The organism is Streptomyces abyssalis, assembly GCF_001751365.1.
Taxonomy (GTDB): domain Bacteria; phylum Actinomycetota; class Actinomycetes; order Streptomycetales; family Streptomycetaceae; genus Streptomyces; species Streptomyces abyssalis.
This window is the reverse complement of sequence record NZ_LJGT01000038.1, coordinates 372,666-387,971: the sequence shown is the minus strand read 5'-3', so window position 1 is coordinate 387,971 and position 15,306 is coordinate 372,666. Positions and strand designations below refer to the sequence as shown.

Below are 15,306 nucleotides of genomic sequence, written 5' to 3'. Positions count from 1 at the left end.
GCCGCACACGCCCCGTACCGGATTCGGGGGAGAGAAGGAATCACGCCTCGCGCTTCGGTGTTTGGCCTGCGGAGACCCGAAGGGGCTGCCCCCGGGTTCGCAACCACCGCCATGGGCAGGAAGAATCAGCCTGTGGACCGCGTGACCGGCAGGGCAGTGAGAAGCTGCACGGGGCGGAAGTCGAGGGGCCCCGACGGGGAGGTGGCAGGTAAGTGGTGGAGCAGCTGACGCAGCACGATCCGCGACGGATCGGCCAGTTCGAGGTGCTCGGCCGACTCGGCGCCGGGGGCATGGGGCTGGTCTATCTCGCGCGTTCGGCCTCCGGCCGCCGTGTGGCGATCAAGACGGTACGGACCGAGCTCGCCGAGGATCAGCTGTTCCGTGTCCGCTTCACGCGCGAGGTCGAGGCCGCGCGCGCAGTCAGCGGCTTCTACACCGCGGCCGTCGTGGACGCCGACCCGCGGGCGGCGGTGCCGTGGCTCGCGACGGCGTTCGTGCCCGCGCCCTCCCTTGAGGAGATAGTCAACGAGTGCGGGCCCCTGCCGGTGCAGGCCGTCCGCTGGCTCGCGGCAGGGGTCGCCGAGGCGCTCCAGTCCATCCACGGCGCGGGGCTGGTGCACCGTGACCTCAAGCCGTCCAACGTCCTCGTGGTCGAGGACGGTCCGCGTGTGATCGACTTCGGTATCGCCTCGGGTGTCTCGAACACCCGCCTGACGATGACGAACGTCGCCGTCGGTACGCCCGCGTACATGTCGCCCGAGCAGGCACGGGACTCACGCAGCGTCACAGGCGCGAGCGACGTCTTCTCCCTCGCCTCCACACTCGTCTTCGCGGCCACCGGGCATGCGCCCTTTCACGGCGCCAACCCGGTGGAGACCGTCTTCATGCTGCTGCGCGACGGGCCCGACCTGGACGGCATGAACGAGGAGCTGCGGCCCCTCATCGACCCCTGTATGCGCATGGCCGCGGAGGAGCGCCCCACCCCCGCCGACATCCAGGCACAGCTCGCCCCGCATCTCTTCTCCGCGGGCGGCGACGACAGCGGCACGGCCTCGGCCTGGCTGCCCGCCGGGGCGGTGGCTCTCATCGAGCGCAAACGCGGTGCACGTCCCACGCCCAGACGGGCCGCTCACCGTCAGGACAGTCCGCCGGAGGGACCGCCGGACGGGGCTCCGGACGGGCCGTCCGCGCAGCCGGCGCCCTCTGCCGCTTCCGCGCCGCCCGCCGTCACGCAGGCACCGCCCGCGCACGCCGCCGGCGGAGGCGGGCGCCGGGGCGGGCCCCGGCACGCCATCCCGGCCGGTCCCGGCGGGCCCTCGGCCGTCGGATCGCTGGCCTCGCATCCCGCTCACGCGGCACCGGGCGGGCCGTCGGCTCAGCCTGTGGCGCCGGGTCAGCCCGTCCACGGCGCCCCTTCGTCCGCGGACGTGGCCGACGGCGCTCCCGTACGGCTGCCCGGCTCGCAGGTGCCCATCGGTCCCGGGCCGCGCCGCTCCGACGACGTACGTGCGGAGGCGGCCGGTCCCGCCACGGGCTGGGTGCGCCCGCCGAACGGGGCGCAGCCGGCGCCGGCGGCCGCGCCGGTGACCGGGCCCGGCGCCGCGGCCGTGTCCGCGGCCGGTGCGGGTGTGACCGGTGAGGCGCCGCCGCTCGCGGAGCCCGCCGGAGTGGTCTCCGCGCCCGGTGCCCCCGGAGAGGCCGGTGGCGCGCCGCAGCGGCAGCGCTGGCGTCCGTGGCGCTTCCGCATGTCGAACGACGTGTGGGGCACGCCGGTCGTCGCCGACGACCTGCTCTACGTCACCTCCTTCGAGGTGCACGCGCTCGATGTCGCCAGCGGACGCCGCCAGTTCAGGACACGCGAGGTGGCCTGGTCGATGGCCGTCGCGGACGGGCGCGTACACGCCTCGGACGGGCCGAGCCTCTACGCGCTCGACGCCCGCGACGGCTCCGAGCTGTGGCGGCTGGCCACCGACGGCTGGGTGTTCTCGCTCCAGGCGGGCCACGGCACCGTCGTCACGGGCACGCGGGGCGGCGGCGTACAGGCGTGGGAGGCGGCGAACGGCGAGAAGCTGTGGGAACTCGGCGGTGCGCAGACGGAGTTCGAGACCCGCGAGGGCGGCCCCTCCGTGCACGAGGGCACGGTCTACACGTGGGGTGAGGGCCGGCTGTTCGCGCTGGACGCCCGCACGGGCGCCGAGCGCTGGTCGTACCCGGTCGGCGACGCGGGAGTCACCGGCGGCGTCCCGCTGCGGCTGACCCCGGCGGAGGACGGCGTGGTCTATGTGTGCGCCGGTGCGCGCGTCCATGCCCTGGACGGGGCGAGCGGAGCGGAGCGCTGGCGCTTCGACGCCCCGGCGGTCTTCCTGAGCGCGCCCGCCTTCGTGCACGGCCCGGCGGTCGCGGGGGGCGGCGTGTATCTGGCCGACCACCTCGGCACGGTCTACGCCCTGGACGCGGCGTCAGGCCAGGACAGATGGCGGATCGCGACGGAGGCCCGGCACTCGACGGAGCCGGTCGTCGTCGCCGACGGGCTCGTCCACCTGGGCAGCGGGGGCGCGCTGTACACGCTGGACGCGGTCAGCGGCGCGCCGCGCTGGCGGTTCGCCGCCGGCGGTGACCTGGTGGGCGCGCCGGTCGTCGCGGACGGAAGGGTGCACTTCGGCTCTGCCGACCACTGCCTCTACACCGTGGACGCCGTGGGCGGTCAGCTGCGCTGGAAGCTGGCCACGGGCGGTGAGATCACCGGGTCGCCGGTGGCGGACCGCGGCGTCGTCTTCGCGTGCAGCAAGGACCGCTGCGTCTACGCGCTGGACGCTGCGAAGGGCACGGGGCAGGCTCGTCAGGTCTGAGCTCGGCCGAGCTCCGCTGGGCTCGGAGATCACGTGCCGGGTCGCAAGACATCGGATGCCGGACGTCGGAGGACGAGGAGGCGCCGTGAGCGGCGGACCGCGTACAAGACTCTCGGCCATCGTGCTCGGCGCACCCGATCCGCGTGCGCTGGCGGACTTCTACCGCCACCTGATGGGCTGGCGGCTGAAGTGGGACGAGCCGGACTGGGTGATGCTGGAAGCACCGGACGGCGGGCCCGGGCTCTCCTTCCAGACCGAGTCGGAGCACGTCAGGCCCGTGTGGCCGGCCGGGCCCGGCGACCAGCAGATGATGATCCACCTGGACATCGAGGTCGACGACCTCGATGCCGCCTCGGATCATGCCGTCGCCGGGGGAGCGGTCGTGGCGGAGTTCCAGCCGCAGGAGGGCGTACGGGTTCTGTTCGACCCCGTCGGCCATCCGTTCTGCCTGTTCCTGCCCGGCCACTGAACCTGACCGGGGCGGGTCACTCGGACGTGCCGCCCCCGCGGTGGTCGGGTCGGCGCGGAATGCGCTGCGTGCCCTGGGGACCGTGGCCGTCCTGCTCCGCCGGCGCCTCCGTGTCCGGCCCGGCGGAGGCCGGAGGCTGCTGCTGCGGGCCCTGCGGCGGCTGGCCGCCCGGGGCGCCGGGCTCGCCCTGATCCGCGCCCGGCTCCGCCCCCTGATCCGCCCCCTGGCCGGGCCGGCCGGGCCGGTCCTCCGGCGGGCTCACTGGGGACGACGTGGGCCCGGGGTTCCGGGGCGCCCACGGGTCCCACTCCTCCGGAGGTGTCGAGTCGTCGTAGTAGTAGGGGTGGTGGCTGCGCTCGTACGGTGGCCAGTCGTCCGCCTGGTAGGCCTCGTGGGGACCGTGCGTCGTCCCGAAGGGGCCGTAGGGCTGGGGCATTTCGGAGAACTCCCGGTCGTCGGGCCCGGCGACGGCCGCGCTCGCGGCGTAGCTGTCGTCCACGCGGCCACTGTGGCGGCCCTTGCGGCGCCGTCCGCGCGGGCGGCGCCCCCGCATCACGAGCGAGGCGATGAGGAGGAGCACGCCGCCGCCGATGGCGTAGCCCACGCCGTCGCCGAGACCGCCGGCTCCGGCCGTGAGGGTTCCCGCGTCCTGCCCCTGGCGGATCATCCACAGAACGGTGAAGCCCAGCACGAGCAGGCCCGTCAGCGCCAGGAGCAGACGGGAGCGCATGAGCACCGCGAGCAGGGTGAGCACGCCGGCGCCGAGCATGGGCATGAACAGCCCCGTCCACAGGCTTGCCTGGGTTCCGGTGATGCCGGCGGACGAGAAGAGTTCGCGTACGAGGTAGTCGCGGCCGAGCCGCGCCCCGTACCACGCACGGAAGGGGCTCCACGCCGCCGCGGCCGCGCCGATGAGCGCGAGCAGGGTGCCGAGCAGGTTCCGGACCATCGGGTTCGCCTCGCTTCCCGGCGCCGCGCGGTCGCTCCTTCCGGCGGGTGCTTCTCCCGCCGGGGAGCAGGCTGACGCCGCAGCGTGCGTCATCCCGTACGAAACGTTACGCCGGGCGGAACCCCCCGGCCACCTGGCGGCGTCCCCGCACTGGGGCATCCGCCTCAGTGCTCATGTCAACATCGGGGGTCTCAACCATGTCGCGTCATCTCAAGCTCATCGCCGCAGTGGCGGTCGTACTCGTGGCGATCAGCGGGTTCAGCCCCGCCCGGAAGGGCGGCGGCCGGAGCGGCGGCGGAGGGTGCAGCAGTTCGAGCTCCAGCAGCCACAGCAGCAGCGACAGCAGTTACGAAAGCGGCAGCAGCTACGGCGGCGGAAGCAGCAGCTATGACAGCGGTAGGAAGGACGACTATGGCTCGGGCGACGGCGGCTACCGGCGCTCGGGGCGTTATCACGGCACCACCGGCACCAGCGGCACCACCGGCACCACCGGCACCACCGGTACGGCCAACGGAACCGCCCGGAGCGGCACCGCCACCGGGACCGTCGCGCAGTGCGCGGCGCAGAGCGGGAGCGCGGCGAAGGCCGTGGTGGAGGTCCGCAACCCGAAGAGCTACGGCAAGACCTACCAGGTGAAGGTCAAGTTCCTCGACGAGTCCGGGACTTACGTCGACTCGGGCCTCGCGGAGGTGAGTGTCGGCAGCAGGGACACGGAGGCCGTCGACGTACGCATGGCGCATCCGGAGCGGATCGGCGACGTGTCGGACTGCCTCGTCGAGTCGGTCAGATGACGGGCCCGCAGGCTGACGGACCGACGGGCTGACCGCCCACCGGAAAGCCTGAAGGGGGCGGGCCACTCAGTGGCCCGCCCCCTTCAGGCGTCGCTCGTCGTGCTGGATCAGGGTACGTGGTCGTCCTTGTGGTCATTGATCTGGACGCTGCGGATGTTCGGCACGTCGGACTGCGTGGCTCCGGCGGCCACAGCAGGAGAGACTGCTCCGGCTACGAGTAACGAGCAGATTATGAGCGTCTTCAGAACTTTCGGCATTTCTCTCCTCCGAGGTGCGTGGTCGTGCGGTCGGCGAACGGCGGGCAACTTCAGGATTCCCCCTTGGGCGGTGCCCAAGCAGCGGGGCTCGGCGGCAGCGGCGCCCCCTCCGCGCCGCTGACGCCAAGCCCCCTGTTTCCCCCGAGGAAATGGCCTACTTGCCCTTGCCCGGGCTCTCGTCCTTCACCGACTCGGCGCCGATGGGCGAGTGGTCGTCCATCGTGACCACACCGCCGTCGACCCCGGCCTCGGGGCCGATGGGCGAGTGGTCGTCCTTCACCGCCAGGTCGCCGTCGTCGCCCTTTCCGGGCCGGCCGGAGATGTGGTCGCCGTCGGTACCGACGGTCTCGAATTCCTTCTCGAAGTCCTCGACGGTGGACTGTGTCGTCTCGCTCATGACCGAACTCCTGTGGCTTGGTGGCCGATTGTGCTGACTGCCCGCCCAGCGACTCCCCCGTGGGTCGCCGGGCGGGCTTTAGGGCCGCTCACCATAGCCGGAGTGCGGCCTCCCCCCGGATCCGCCTGCCCCCCGACGCGACGGATCGATGTAAGAACCTTGCCGAGTCGCGATAAACGATCGATGAACGACCGATAAGTGCGCCTGTCGCGGGGGCGTTTACGCCGCAGGAGCGGGGGTCAGCAGCCCGCGGACCTCTTCGGCGTCCGACGCTCCCATCTCCTCGAAGACGGCCAGCGCGTCCTTCCAGCAGACACGGCCCCGGTCGCGCTGACCCAGCGCCACCAAGGCCCGTCCCAGCACGGTGAGCATCCTGCCACGCATCCATTCGCCGCCGATTCCGCGCAGGGCGAGGGCCTGTTCGGCGTGACCCGCGGCCTCGGCCGGGCGGCCTGCCGCCAAGTGGGCCTCCGCCATGCGGAAGTGGGAAACGCCCTCCCACAGCGGCTGCCGGGCCTCACGGAAGAGCTCCACCGCCTTGGTGAGCTGTTCGAGCCCTTCCGGAATGTGATCGGCTTGCGTGAGAGCTCGCCCGAGCGCGTATCGCCCGTTGGCCATCCGCATCTTGTGGCCGAGGCTCTCGTAGACCTCGAGCCCCTGCCGCGCCAGCAGAATCCCCCGTTCCATGTCCCCCGATGCCAGGCTGGCCTGCGAGAGGTTGCACAGGGCGCTCGCCTCGCTGGGACGGTTGCCGTCCGCGCGGAAGGCGTCGATCGCGCGCAGCAGGAACGCCTCGCTATCCGCGTAGCGGCTCTGGCAATTGGCGATGATGCCGCGCTGGTTCAGGGACCAGCAGCTCGTCAGGGGGTCACGGGCGGCCTCGGCGAGAAGCAGGGCTTGCTGGGCCTCCTCGTCCGCCTTGCCGAAGCGGCCAGCCACGATGTGCGCGTGGGTCAGCATCGCCTGGGCCCGGGCCCCGGGCAGGGCGTCGTCCGCGGCACGGGCGGCGTCCCGGACGGCGGTTGCGGCCCGCTCGTATCGCAGGGAGTGCACTCCGGATTCGGCGCAGTCCTTGGTCACGATCAGGAGATCCGCGGCATGGTGCAGCATGCCGCGCTCCGCCGCCTGCTGCACGCAGGAGAGTACGCAGTCGGCCTCAGAGAAGAGCCAGCCGAGTGCCTCGTCCCGGGTCGCCAAGTACATGCCCTCGGCCTGCGGCTGCAGGACGTGGTCCAGGGCCCGCTCCCCCGGACGTTCGAGACCGAAGACCTTCGAGGCGGTGGCGAGGTAGAAGTCCAGCAGCCGGGAGAAGGCCTCGTCCCGGAGGGACGGCGGCTGTTCGTCGCGCTCGGCGCAGGCGCGGGCGAAGAGCCGCACCAGGTCGTGGAAGCGGTACCGGCCGGGCGCGGCCGACTCCAGCAGGGACGCGTCGACGAGGGACTCCAGCAGGGACTCCGTCGTGTCCACGGTGCGGTCCAGGAGCGCCGCCGCTGCCGGCACGGAGATGTCCGGTCCGTCGGCGAGGCCCAGCAGGCGGAAGCCGCGGGCCTGTTCGGCGTCGAGCTGTCCGTAGCCGAGCTCGAACGTTGCCTTGACGGCCTGGTCGCCGACCTGGAGTTCGTCGAGACGCCGGTGCTCGTCGGCGAGCTTCTCGGCGAGGGTGGCAACGGTCCAGGTGCGGCGGGAGGCGAGCCGGGCGGCCGCGATGCGGATGGCAAGCGGCAGGAATCCGCAGGCGCCGACCACGGACATGGCCGCCTGGCGCTCCGCGGTGACGCGCTCCTTGCCGACGATGCGCGTGAAGAGCGTCATCGCCTCTTCAGGGCTCATCACATCGAGGTCGATGAGGTGCGCGCCGGCCAGGTCGACCATGCGGACCCGGCTGGTGACCAGCGCCGCGCAGCCGGCCGCACCGGCGAGGAGCGGGCGCACCTGCGCGGCGTCGCGGGCGTTGTCCAGGAAGGTCAGCACGCGGCGGCCCGAGAGGAGTGACCGGAAGAGCCCGGCACGTTCCTCCACACCGTCCGGGATGAGTTCGTCCTGCACTCCCAGCGAACGCAGGAACGCGCCCAGCACCGCCTCCGGCTCGGCCGGCGAGGAACCGGCGCCCTGAAGGTCCACGTAGAGCTGGCCGTCCGGGAAGTACTCCGCCGCCGCATGCGCGACGTGCACGGCGAGAGTCGTCTTTCCCACGCCGCCGATGCCCGCGACGGCCGAAACGGCCATCACCGTGCCCTCGGCCTGGGCCAGTTGCTCCTTCAGCTCCGCCACGAACGCGTCGCGGCCCGTGAAGTCCGCGACGGCGGCGGGCAGTTGAGCGGGCTGGGCGGGCTTGGGCGTGGCGGGGCCGGACGGCTCGTCGGGAGTGAGGGTCAGGCTGTCGTCGGCTTCGAGGATGCGCTGGTGGAGGCTGATGAGCTCGGGGCAGGGGTCGACGCCGAGTTCGTCGGCGAGGAGCCGCCGCGTATCGGCGAAGACCGCCAGCGCCTCGGCCTGCCGGCCGCTGCGGTAGAGCGCCAGCATCAGCAGCTCGCGCAGCCGTTCGCGCAGCGGATGCGCCGCGGTCAGAGCCGTCAGCTCGCTCACCGCCTCGGTGTGGCAGCCGAGTTGGAGGTCCAGGTCGGTGCGGTGTTCCTGCAGGGAGAGCTGCCATTCCGTCAGACGGCTGCGGTGCCGCTCGGCGAAGGGGCCGGGCACATGTGCCAGCGGTTCGCCGCTCCACTGTGCGAGGGCGGCCGCGTAGCTGTCGCGTGCGCCCGAACGGTCCCCGCTCGCCGCGGACTTCTCCGCGTCCGAGACGTGGGCGGTGGCGGTGTCGAGGTCCAGGACGACATCGGAGTACGCGCGGCCCGTACGGATCGCATAGCCGCCGGACTCGCTGACCATCAGCTCCGCGTCGTCGCCGAGTGCCTTGCGGATGCGCGAGGCGTACGTGCGCAGCGTGGCCTTCGCCTGCTCCGGGGGCTCCTCGCCCCACAGCGCGTCGATAAGCTCCTCGGCGGTCGCGGTGTGGCCGCCGCGCAGCAGCAGGGCGCCGAGCAACGCGCGTTGCTGCGGTGAGCCCATGGGGATTTCCTGGTCGCCGCGGTGGGCGCGGACCGGTCCGAGCACGGCGAAGCCCAGCTTCTGTTCCTGCTGTTCACTCGCGCGACCGATGTTCCCCTCGGCCCCCATCATGGCCCCCTGCGCTCTTCATCCCACTCCGCAGGGGTCAGTCTGCCTTGCTTGTCAGCTATACGTCATCAGGGCCCCGGCTCCTCTACGAGTCCTTCGAACTTTGCACGGAACAGGGGCGATTGGTGTGGTAACAGCACCTCCACGGGGGCGGCGGGTGGGGAGGCCGGGGCGTCCGGGTGTCATGGGAGCGGTGGTGTCAGCCGGGGCCGTGCAGCAGCACCGGCAGCGTCCGGTAGCCGTGCGCGATGAAGGACTCCACCTGCTCCAACTCCTCCGGCGGGACGGCGAGAGACAGCTCTGGGAAGCGCTCGAAGAGCGCTGGGAGCGCAGTACGGGCTTCCATGCGCGCAAGGGGGGCGCCCAGGCAGAAGTGCACGCCGTGTCCGAACGACAGATGCTCCACGTCTGTGCGCTGCACGTCGAACTGCCCCGCGTCGGCGCCGTGCCGCCCCGGGTCGCGCCCGGCCGCGGCGTACGTGGCGAGGATCGCCTCGCCCTGCCGGATCGTCGCGCCTGAGGGAAGGGCGATGTCCTCGACGGCGTAACGCAGCGGCAGCGAGGCGATGCTGGGGGCCCAGCGCAGCGTCTCCTCGATGACGTCGTTCCACGGGACCTCGCCGCTGCGGACGAGTTCGAGCTGGGCGGGGTGGGTGAGCAGAGCGTGCACCGCGTTGCCGATCAGGTTCACGGTCGTCTCGTGGCCGGCGCCGATGACGAGCAGGAGCGTGTCGAGCAGTTCGGCCTCGGAGAGCTTCGAGCCCGTCTCGTCGTCACGTGCGGAGACCAGCACGCTGGTCAGATCCTCGCCGGGCTGCTCCCTCTTGAGCTGGACGAGGGCGCCGAACGTGCTCTGCACCTCCTCCGCCGTGCGGGCCGCCTCCTCGGGCGACGCGGAGGTGTCCATGATCTTCTCGACGAGACGTGCCATGCCCGGTCGCTGCTCGTCGGGGATGCCGAAGAGTTCGCAGATGACTCCCATCGGCAGTGGATGCGCGTAGGCGCTGCGCAGGTCGGCCTTCTCGCCGCGCGGTAACGCGGCCATCGCGTCGAGCAGTTCGCCCGTTATCCGCTCGACGCGGGGCAGCATCGCCTCCGTGCGGCGGCCGGTGAAGGCGGGTGCGACGAGCTTGCGCAGACGGCGGTGCTCTGTGCCGTACGAGCTGAACATGTTGGTGACGCCCACCCAGGAACGTATCCACGTGTCGTGGAACTCGCCGCGCTGCCAGGCCGGCCAGTGCCGCCGCGGATCCTTGGAGACACGGTCGTCCGTCAGCAGCTGCTTGAGCAGGTCGAAGCTGCTGACGGACCACGCCTGGATGCCGGCGGGAAGCTCTACGAGGGCGGCGGGGCCGGATCCGCGGAGGCTGTCGGCCTCGGCGTGGATGGCCCTTCCGGCGGGGTCGATGGGGACGGGCCCGGGGGCTGCGGCGTCTGCCTGCTCTCCTCCTCGGGCCTGCCGCCCCGGTCCTGTCCTGTGTCCCTGCTGTCCCATGGGGTGGCTCCTGCCTGGTCGGGGCTGATGGGAGTGAACTGTGCGGGCAGGTGTGTCAGGGCGCGGTGGAACGGCCCTGGCCTGTAGGTGAGTTGGTCGTGCGGGACGGTCAGCTGGATGTCGGACAGCCATGCGCAGAGCCGCTCGATGGCGGTGGTCGCGATCAGCAGTGCGGCGCGGGGCACGGGGCAGGAGTGCGGGCCCGCCGACCACGCCAGATGGGCGCCGCCGCCGGAACCGCTCGCACCGCTGCCGCCCGCGCCCGCGCCGTCACCCGGGCCCGCACCCGCGCCCGGGCCCGCACCCGCGCCCGTGCCCGTACGGCCGTGGGCCGCGCCGGCCGCCGCGTACGAGACCATGACGAGCTGGCCCTTACGAATCCATGTGCCGTGGAAGTAGACGTCCCTTTTCGGGTAATGGGCCGAGTAGTTGGTGATCGGCGGCTCGTTCAGCAGGACGTCCTGGATGGCGTCGCGCGGGGTGAGGGCGCCGCCGGACAGCGTGCTGTAGTAGCGGTCGTCGGTGAGCATGCGGGCCAGGGCGTTGCCGACGAGGTTGGTCGTCGGCTCGTGGCCTGCGCCCATGGTCAGCACCATCTGGTGGGCGACTTCCTCGTCGCTGAGCCCGACAGGGTGGTCCAGGAACCACGACGTCAGATCCCGGCCGCGTACCTGCTTCTTGGCCGTGATCAGCTCGTTCATGTAGCCCTGGAACTCGTCCCCCGCCGCCGACGCCTCCTCGGGGTCGCCCTCCATCATCCCGGCCAGGGAGCGGATGAGCTGCTCGCTGTAGGAGTCGGGCAGCCCGAAGAGCCGGTTGAAGAGCTTCAGCGGCAGCAGCCGGGCGAACTGGCCCATCAGATCTGCTCGTCCGTCCGCGCCGAACTCGGCTATGAGCGAGTCCGAGATGCTCACCACCATCGCGCGCAGCTCGTGCGGCGGGATGCGGTCGAAGGCGTCCGTGATCGCCTGGCGGTAACGGGCGTGCACGTCACCGTCGTTGAACATGACGTTGGGCCGCCAGCCGAGCATCGGCAGGATGGGTGAGTCCTCGGGGAGCGTCTCCTGCCAGTTCCGCGAGTCCTTGGACCAGGTGACGGGGTCGTGCAGGAGGTCGAGCGCCGCCCGGTAGTCGGTGACCAGCATCGCCATGACGCCCGGCGAGATCTCGACCGGTGCGAGCGCGCCGTAGCGACGCAGCCGGTCGTAGACGGCGTGCGGGTCCGCGGCGAATTCCGGCCCGTACAACTGCGCGATCTCGTGGTGCGGTTCGCCCCTGGGGGCGGGCATGACACCGCGCGGCGGCCCGGACGCGCCCGGCCCGGACGTGCCTGCTGCGGACGTGCCTGCTGCGGACGCGCCCGGCGCGGACGTGCCTGCCTCGGGAGGGGGCGGTTCGGGTGTGCCTGGTCCGGGTGTGGCGGTCACGCTGTCTCCTCAGGCGTGAGGGCGAGCACGTGGCCCACGAGTCCGATCAGCGCGTCGGTGGCCTGGTCGCGGTCGCGCGCGTCGCACAGCACGAGCGGGGTGTCGGGCAGCAGGTCGAGATGGTCGCGGAGCGTTGCGGGCCGGTGCGAGGGGGAGTCGGGGAAGGCGTTGACGGCGACCGCGTAGCGCAGGCCCGCGTCCTCGATCATGTCCATCACCTCGAAGGAGTCGGACAGGCGACGGGTGTCGGCGAGGACGAGCGCCCCCAGCGCGCCCCGCGAGATGTCCTGCCACAGCGGCGAGAAGCGGCGCTGGCCGGGTGTGCCGAACATGTACAGCACCAGATCACCGGGAAGCGTCAGACGCCCGAAGTCGATCGCCACCGTGGTCGTGGACTTCTCCCGGATTCCCGAGAGGTCGTCGACTGCCGCGCTTCCGCTCGTCATCACCTCCTCCGTGTGCAGCGGCTCCGTCTCCGACAGCGAACGGATGAAGGTGGTCTTGCCGACGCCGAAGGGGCCCGCCACCAGCAGCTTCACCAGGGTCTGGGTGCGCTCGCCGTCCAGGTACATGCCGGTCCCGGGAGCGGTGACGGCGCCGGTGCGCCGACTTGCGCCGCGGACTGACGGCGGTACGTCACCTTCGTCACCGGAGTTGTCACCGAGATCGGCCCCGGAATCGTCACCGTGGTTGTCATCGGGAGGACTTGAGAGTGCGGAGTCCATCGAGAACTTTCTCCAGAATCTGCCGCTCGGGCAGTTCGGCGTCGGGTACGGGGGCGCGGGCCGAGAGGTGACCCGCGTCGACGAGGTCGGCCACCATGACCTTCACCACGCTGACCGGCAGCCGCAGATGCGCGGCGGCCTCGGCCAACGAGAGCGGCCCGGGCTGCAGCAGCTCCAGCAGGCGCCGCTGCTGCGGGCGCAGGCCGGTTTCCGACGGGTCCGCGGGGGCGTGCAGCACGGTGAGCCGGTCGAGCGTGTTGCGGCTGGGCCGCGCGCGTCCGGTCGTGGCCAGATACGCGGGCACGAGACGTCGTTGGTCACGCGGCGGATTCATCCCGGACTGTCGCTCCGTGTGGGGCTGTTCATGGTCTTCGAGCCCAGGGTGGCCACCTGGACCTGCATCTGGTGCGTGACGACGCCCATGTTGACCTCGGGGCCGGCGAAGACAGCGAGGCAGGTGTTCTCGCCAGCGGGTATCGCGAACACCCAGCCCAGATCGGACTCGATCACGGTCTGCCGCAGCTTGACGTCGTACTCGCCGGCGAAGGCCGCCGTGGTGGTACGGGCGGCTCCCTGCAGGGCGGAGAGCATCGCGGCGACGCCCTCCGCGGAGTCCCGCTCCAGATTCGGCGAACGGCCCTCGATGAGACCGTCACCGGAGATGACGGCCGCGTGGATGACATGCGGCAGTTCGAGGAGCGGGGCCAGCACCCAGGAGGTGTCCTCCCGGACGGAACGGCGGGCGGGAGTGGTCATACGGGCTGATTCCCTTCGGCTGCACCGGGACCGGCGTCTTCGTCTCCTGCGTCGCCGCCGGTCCCGCCGGTCTCGCTTGTCGTGCCGGTCTCGGCCGGCTCGCCTGCTTCGCCCGGCCTGCTCGTGGGGCTTGGGGTGGTGGGGCTTGCGGCCGTGGGAGTTGCGGTGGTGGGGCTTGCGGCCGTGGGGCTCTCCCGGTCCGCCGCGGCGGCGCGTCCGGAGGCGGTGCCCTTCTGGAACGCGGCCCAGCGCTCGGCGCTCTCCTCGGGCGTCGAGGGCGGAGCGGTGGCCACTCCGGAGCCGGAGCCGGGCCCTTCCGATGTCTCCGGGACCGGGGACGGACCGGCCGCGCCGGGCACGTCAGTACCCGTGGCGGCCGGGGAATCCGTGACGCCCGTGAGGCTCGCGCCGGCGGCGCCGGCGCTCTCCGCCTTCCGCTGTGCGTCTGCACGGCTCCGCCTGCGACGGCGCGGCAGCTCCTCCGCCTCCGCCGTGCCCGGGGACCCGGACGCCGCGCCTGTGCCCCCGGCCTCGGACGGGTCCGGCGCACGGGCGTCCGTGGCGGCACGCCCCGGCAGTACGGGCGTGCCGTACGGGGCCGTCGGTGCCATCGCCGACAGGGGGTGCTCCTCCTCGTCGAGCAGCGTGAGCAGGGGCTCGCCGGGTATGTGCACGACCGCACGCACGCCTCCGTACGGGGAGGCCTCGGCGTGCGTGCTGAAGCCGTACTGGCGCACGAGCTGACCCACGGCCGCGAAGCCGTTGCGCGGAGGATCGCCGAGCTCCGTGATGAGGATCGCCTCGTCGCCCGACATCAGCCGCTTGGCGCGGGTGAGCTCCTCCGAGGTCATGCCGACGCCCGCGTCGTCGATGATCACCGAGACGCCGCTGTTGCCCTGCTGGAGCGTGACGACGACGGGAAGCTCGGGGTGGGAGTAGTGCAGCGCGTTGGCCATCAGCTCCGTCAGCGTCACGGCGACCGGCTCGACCGCGCGTGCGACGACGCCGACCGGGTCGCGCAGCAGGTTGGTGACCTGGACGCGTTCGTAGCCGCTGAGCCGGGACGAGGCACCGACGACGACATCGGCGAGGTGTGAGTTCTCCCGCGTCAGACCCGGCCAGGCACCGCACACCACCGCCGTCGACTGGATGCGGCGCAGGGCCTGTTCGTTGAGGAAGTCGGCCGCCAGCAAGTCCTCGGCGACGAGCGGGTCCTCGTACTTCTCCTGCATCCGCTGGAGGAGGGTCTGCAATTGGTAGAGCAGCGCCTGGATGGTGGTGGTCGCGCCGCGCATGGCTGCCTGGGCGGCAGCGTCGACGCGCAGGCGCTCCTTGGTGACCTCCTCCCTGACCTGAGTGAGCACGGCGTCGAGGGACCGGTCGAGGTCGGGGCTCAGCGTGGCGGTCCCGAGCGGACCCGGTACGGGCACGTTGGAGTGGGCCAGGGAGGTGGCCAGTTCGGGTATGCGGGCTCCCACGAGATGCCGCAGTTCGGCCTCGACCGCCCGGAGCCGCGCCCCGAGGTCCGCGGCGTACCGCGACGCGCTCTCGAGTTCCGTCTCGGTCGCCTCTGTGTGCAGCTGCGACCTGCTCAGCTCCTGCCGTGAGCGGACGAGAAGCAGAGCCAGAACGACGGCGACTGTACCCAAGGCGAGGAACACGATCAGCGCCACCGGTGTGTCGGTCATCGGCGTCCTTGGTCAACTGGATTGCTGTGAACGGTGGTTCGGTCGACTGGCGGGGGTGAAACGTGCCTCCCCCTGACTGCCGCCCCTGCGGCTCTCCTCGCCCGGCGGTCCCCACATGCTGCCGCAGACACATGGTGTGCACACCCGTAACAGGAACATCCGTACACATCGACTGATCGCATTCCGCGGGCAAACAGGGAGAGTTCAGTCAGAGACCGATGGCGAGTGGCCGGTCGGGTGACAGCTCCTGGAAGCGCGGCGCCGGCACGTCGGCAAGCCGGCACGCCAGTAAGCCGGCACGCCGGCACGCCCTTGCGTCAGTCAGGACG

13 protein-coding genes are annotated in these 15,306 nt (G+C 71.9%); 3 read left to right on the top strand and 10 right to left on the bottom strand.

Features of this window, described 5'->3' with window-relative positions; translation table 11 throughout:
• The first annotated feature begins 212 nt into the window (after positions 1 to 212).
• Positions 213 to 2,849, top strand: coding sequence for a protein serine/threonine kinase AfsK (afsK, locus tag AN215_RS08930; protein WP_070031133.1), 2,637 nt, complete (start codon positions 213 to 215; stop codon positions 2,847 to 2,849).
• Between the two features lie 85 nt (positions 2,850 to 2,934).
• On the top strand, positions 2,935 to 3,318 hold the full coding sequence (locus AN215_RS08925; RefSeq protein WP_245694352.1) for a VOC family protein: 384 nt from the start codon (positions 2,935 to 2,937) through the stop codon (positions 3,316 to 3,318).
• A gap of 16 nt (positions 3,319 to 3,334) precedes the next feature.
• Here AN215_RS08925 and AN215_RS08920 read toward each other — a convergent pair whose 3' ends face one another.
• Positions 3,335 to 4,267 carry a hypothetical protein gene (locus AN215_RS08920; RefSeq protein WP_070013121.1) on the bottom strand — a complete coding sequence of 311 codons (933 nt, stop codon included), beginning with the start codon at positions 4,265 to 4,267 and terminating at the stop codon, positions 3,335 to 3,337.
• A 197-nt stretch (positions 4,268 to 4,464) separates the two neighbouring features.
• Here AN215_RS08920 and AN215_RS29500 point away from each other — a divergent pair, with 197 nt between their 5' ends.
• Positions 4,465 to 5,058 carry a hypothetical protein gene (locus tag AN215_RS29500; protein ID WP_070013122.1) on the top strand — a complete coding sequence of 198 codons (594 nt, stop codon included), beginning with the start codon at positions 4,465 to 4,467 and terminating at the stop codon, positions 5,056 to 5,058.
• 107 nt (positions 5,059 to 5,165) lie between these two features.
• Here AN215_RS29500 and AN215_RS29770 read toward each other — a convergent pair whose 3' ends face one another.
• From AN215_RS29770 to AN215_RS08875, 9 genes are all read right to left on the bottom strand, one after another.
• Complete coding sequence (locus tag AN215_RS29770; RefSeq protein WP_171904155.1) at positions 5,166 to 5,315, bottom strand: hypothetical protein; 150 nt, start codon at positions 5,313 to 5,315, stop codon at positions 5,166 to 5,168.
• Positions 5,316 to 5,469: 154 nt separating this feature from the next.
• Positions 5,470 to 5,712, bottom strand: coding sequence for a hypothetical protein (locus tag AN215_RS08910; RefSeq protein WP_070013123.1), 243 nt, complete (start codon positions 5,710 to 5,712; stop codon positions 5,470 to 5,472).
• A 219-nt stretch (positions 5,713 to 5,931) separates the two neighbouring features.
• Positions 5,932 to 8,886, bottom strand: a complete 2,955-nt coding sequence (gene afsR / locus AN215_RS08905; protein WP_070013885.1) for an SARP-family global regulator AfsR — start codon at positions 8,884 to 8,886, stop codon at positions 5,932 to 5,934.
• A gap of 199 nt (positions 8,887 to 9,085) precedes the next feature.
• Entirely contained in the window at positions 9,086 to 10,273 is a 1,188-nt protein-coding gene (locus AN215_RS08900) for a cytochrome P450 family protein (protein ID WP_245694451.1), read from the bottom strand.
• Complete coding sequence (locus AN215_RS30040) at positions 10,222 to 11,670, bottom strand: cytochrome P450 family protein (protein WP_070031132.1); 1,449 nt, start codon at positions 11,668 to 11,670, stop codon at positions 10,222 to 10,224. Before AN215_RS30040 ends, AN215_RS08900 begins: the two co-directional genes overlap by 52 nt.
• Before the next feature lie 134 nt (positions 11,671 to 11,804).
• Positions 11,805 to 12,380 (bottom strand): GTP-binding protein, encoded by a 576-nt coding sequence (locus AN215_RS08890; protein WP_070013887.1) that lies wholly within the window; start codon positions 12,378 to 12,380, stop codon positions 11,805 to 11,807.
• 121 nt (positions 12,381 to 12,501) lie between these two features.
• On the bottom strand, positions 12,502 to 12,867 hold the full coding sequence (locus AN215_RS08885) for a DUF742 domain-containing protein (RefSeq protein ID WP_070013125.1): 366 nt from the start codon (positions 12,865 to 12,867) through the stop codon (positions 12,502 to 12,504).
• On the bottom strand, positions 12,864 to 13,289 hold the full coding sequence (locus AN215_RS08880) for a roadblock/LC7 domain-containing protein (RefSeq protein WP_070013126.1): 426 nt from the start codon (positions 13,287 to 13,289) through the stop codon (positions 12,864 to 12,866). The genes AN215_RS08885 and AN215_RS08880 overlap by 4 nt, the downstream gene beginning before the upstream one ends.
• Positions 13,286 to 14,977 carry an ATP-binding protein gene (locus AN215_RS08875; protein WP_070013127.1) on the bottom strand — a complete coding sequence of 564 codons (1,692 nt, stop codon included), beginning with the start codon at positions 14,975 to 14,977 and terminating at the stop codon, positions 13,286 to 13,288. Before AN215_RS08875 ends, AN215_RS08880 begins: the two co-directional genes overlap by 4 nt.
• Positions 14,978 to 15,306: the final 329 nt, after the last annotated feature.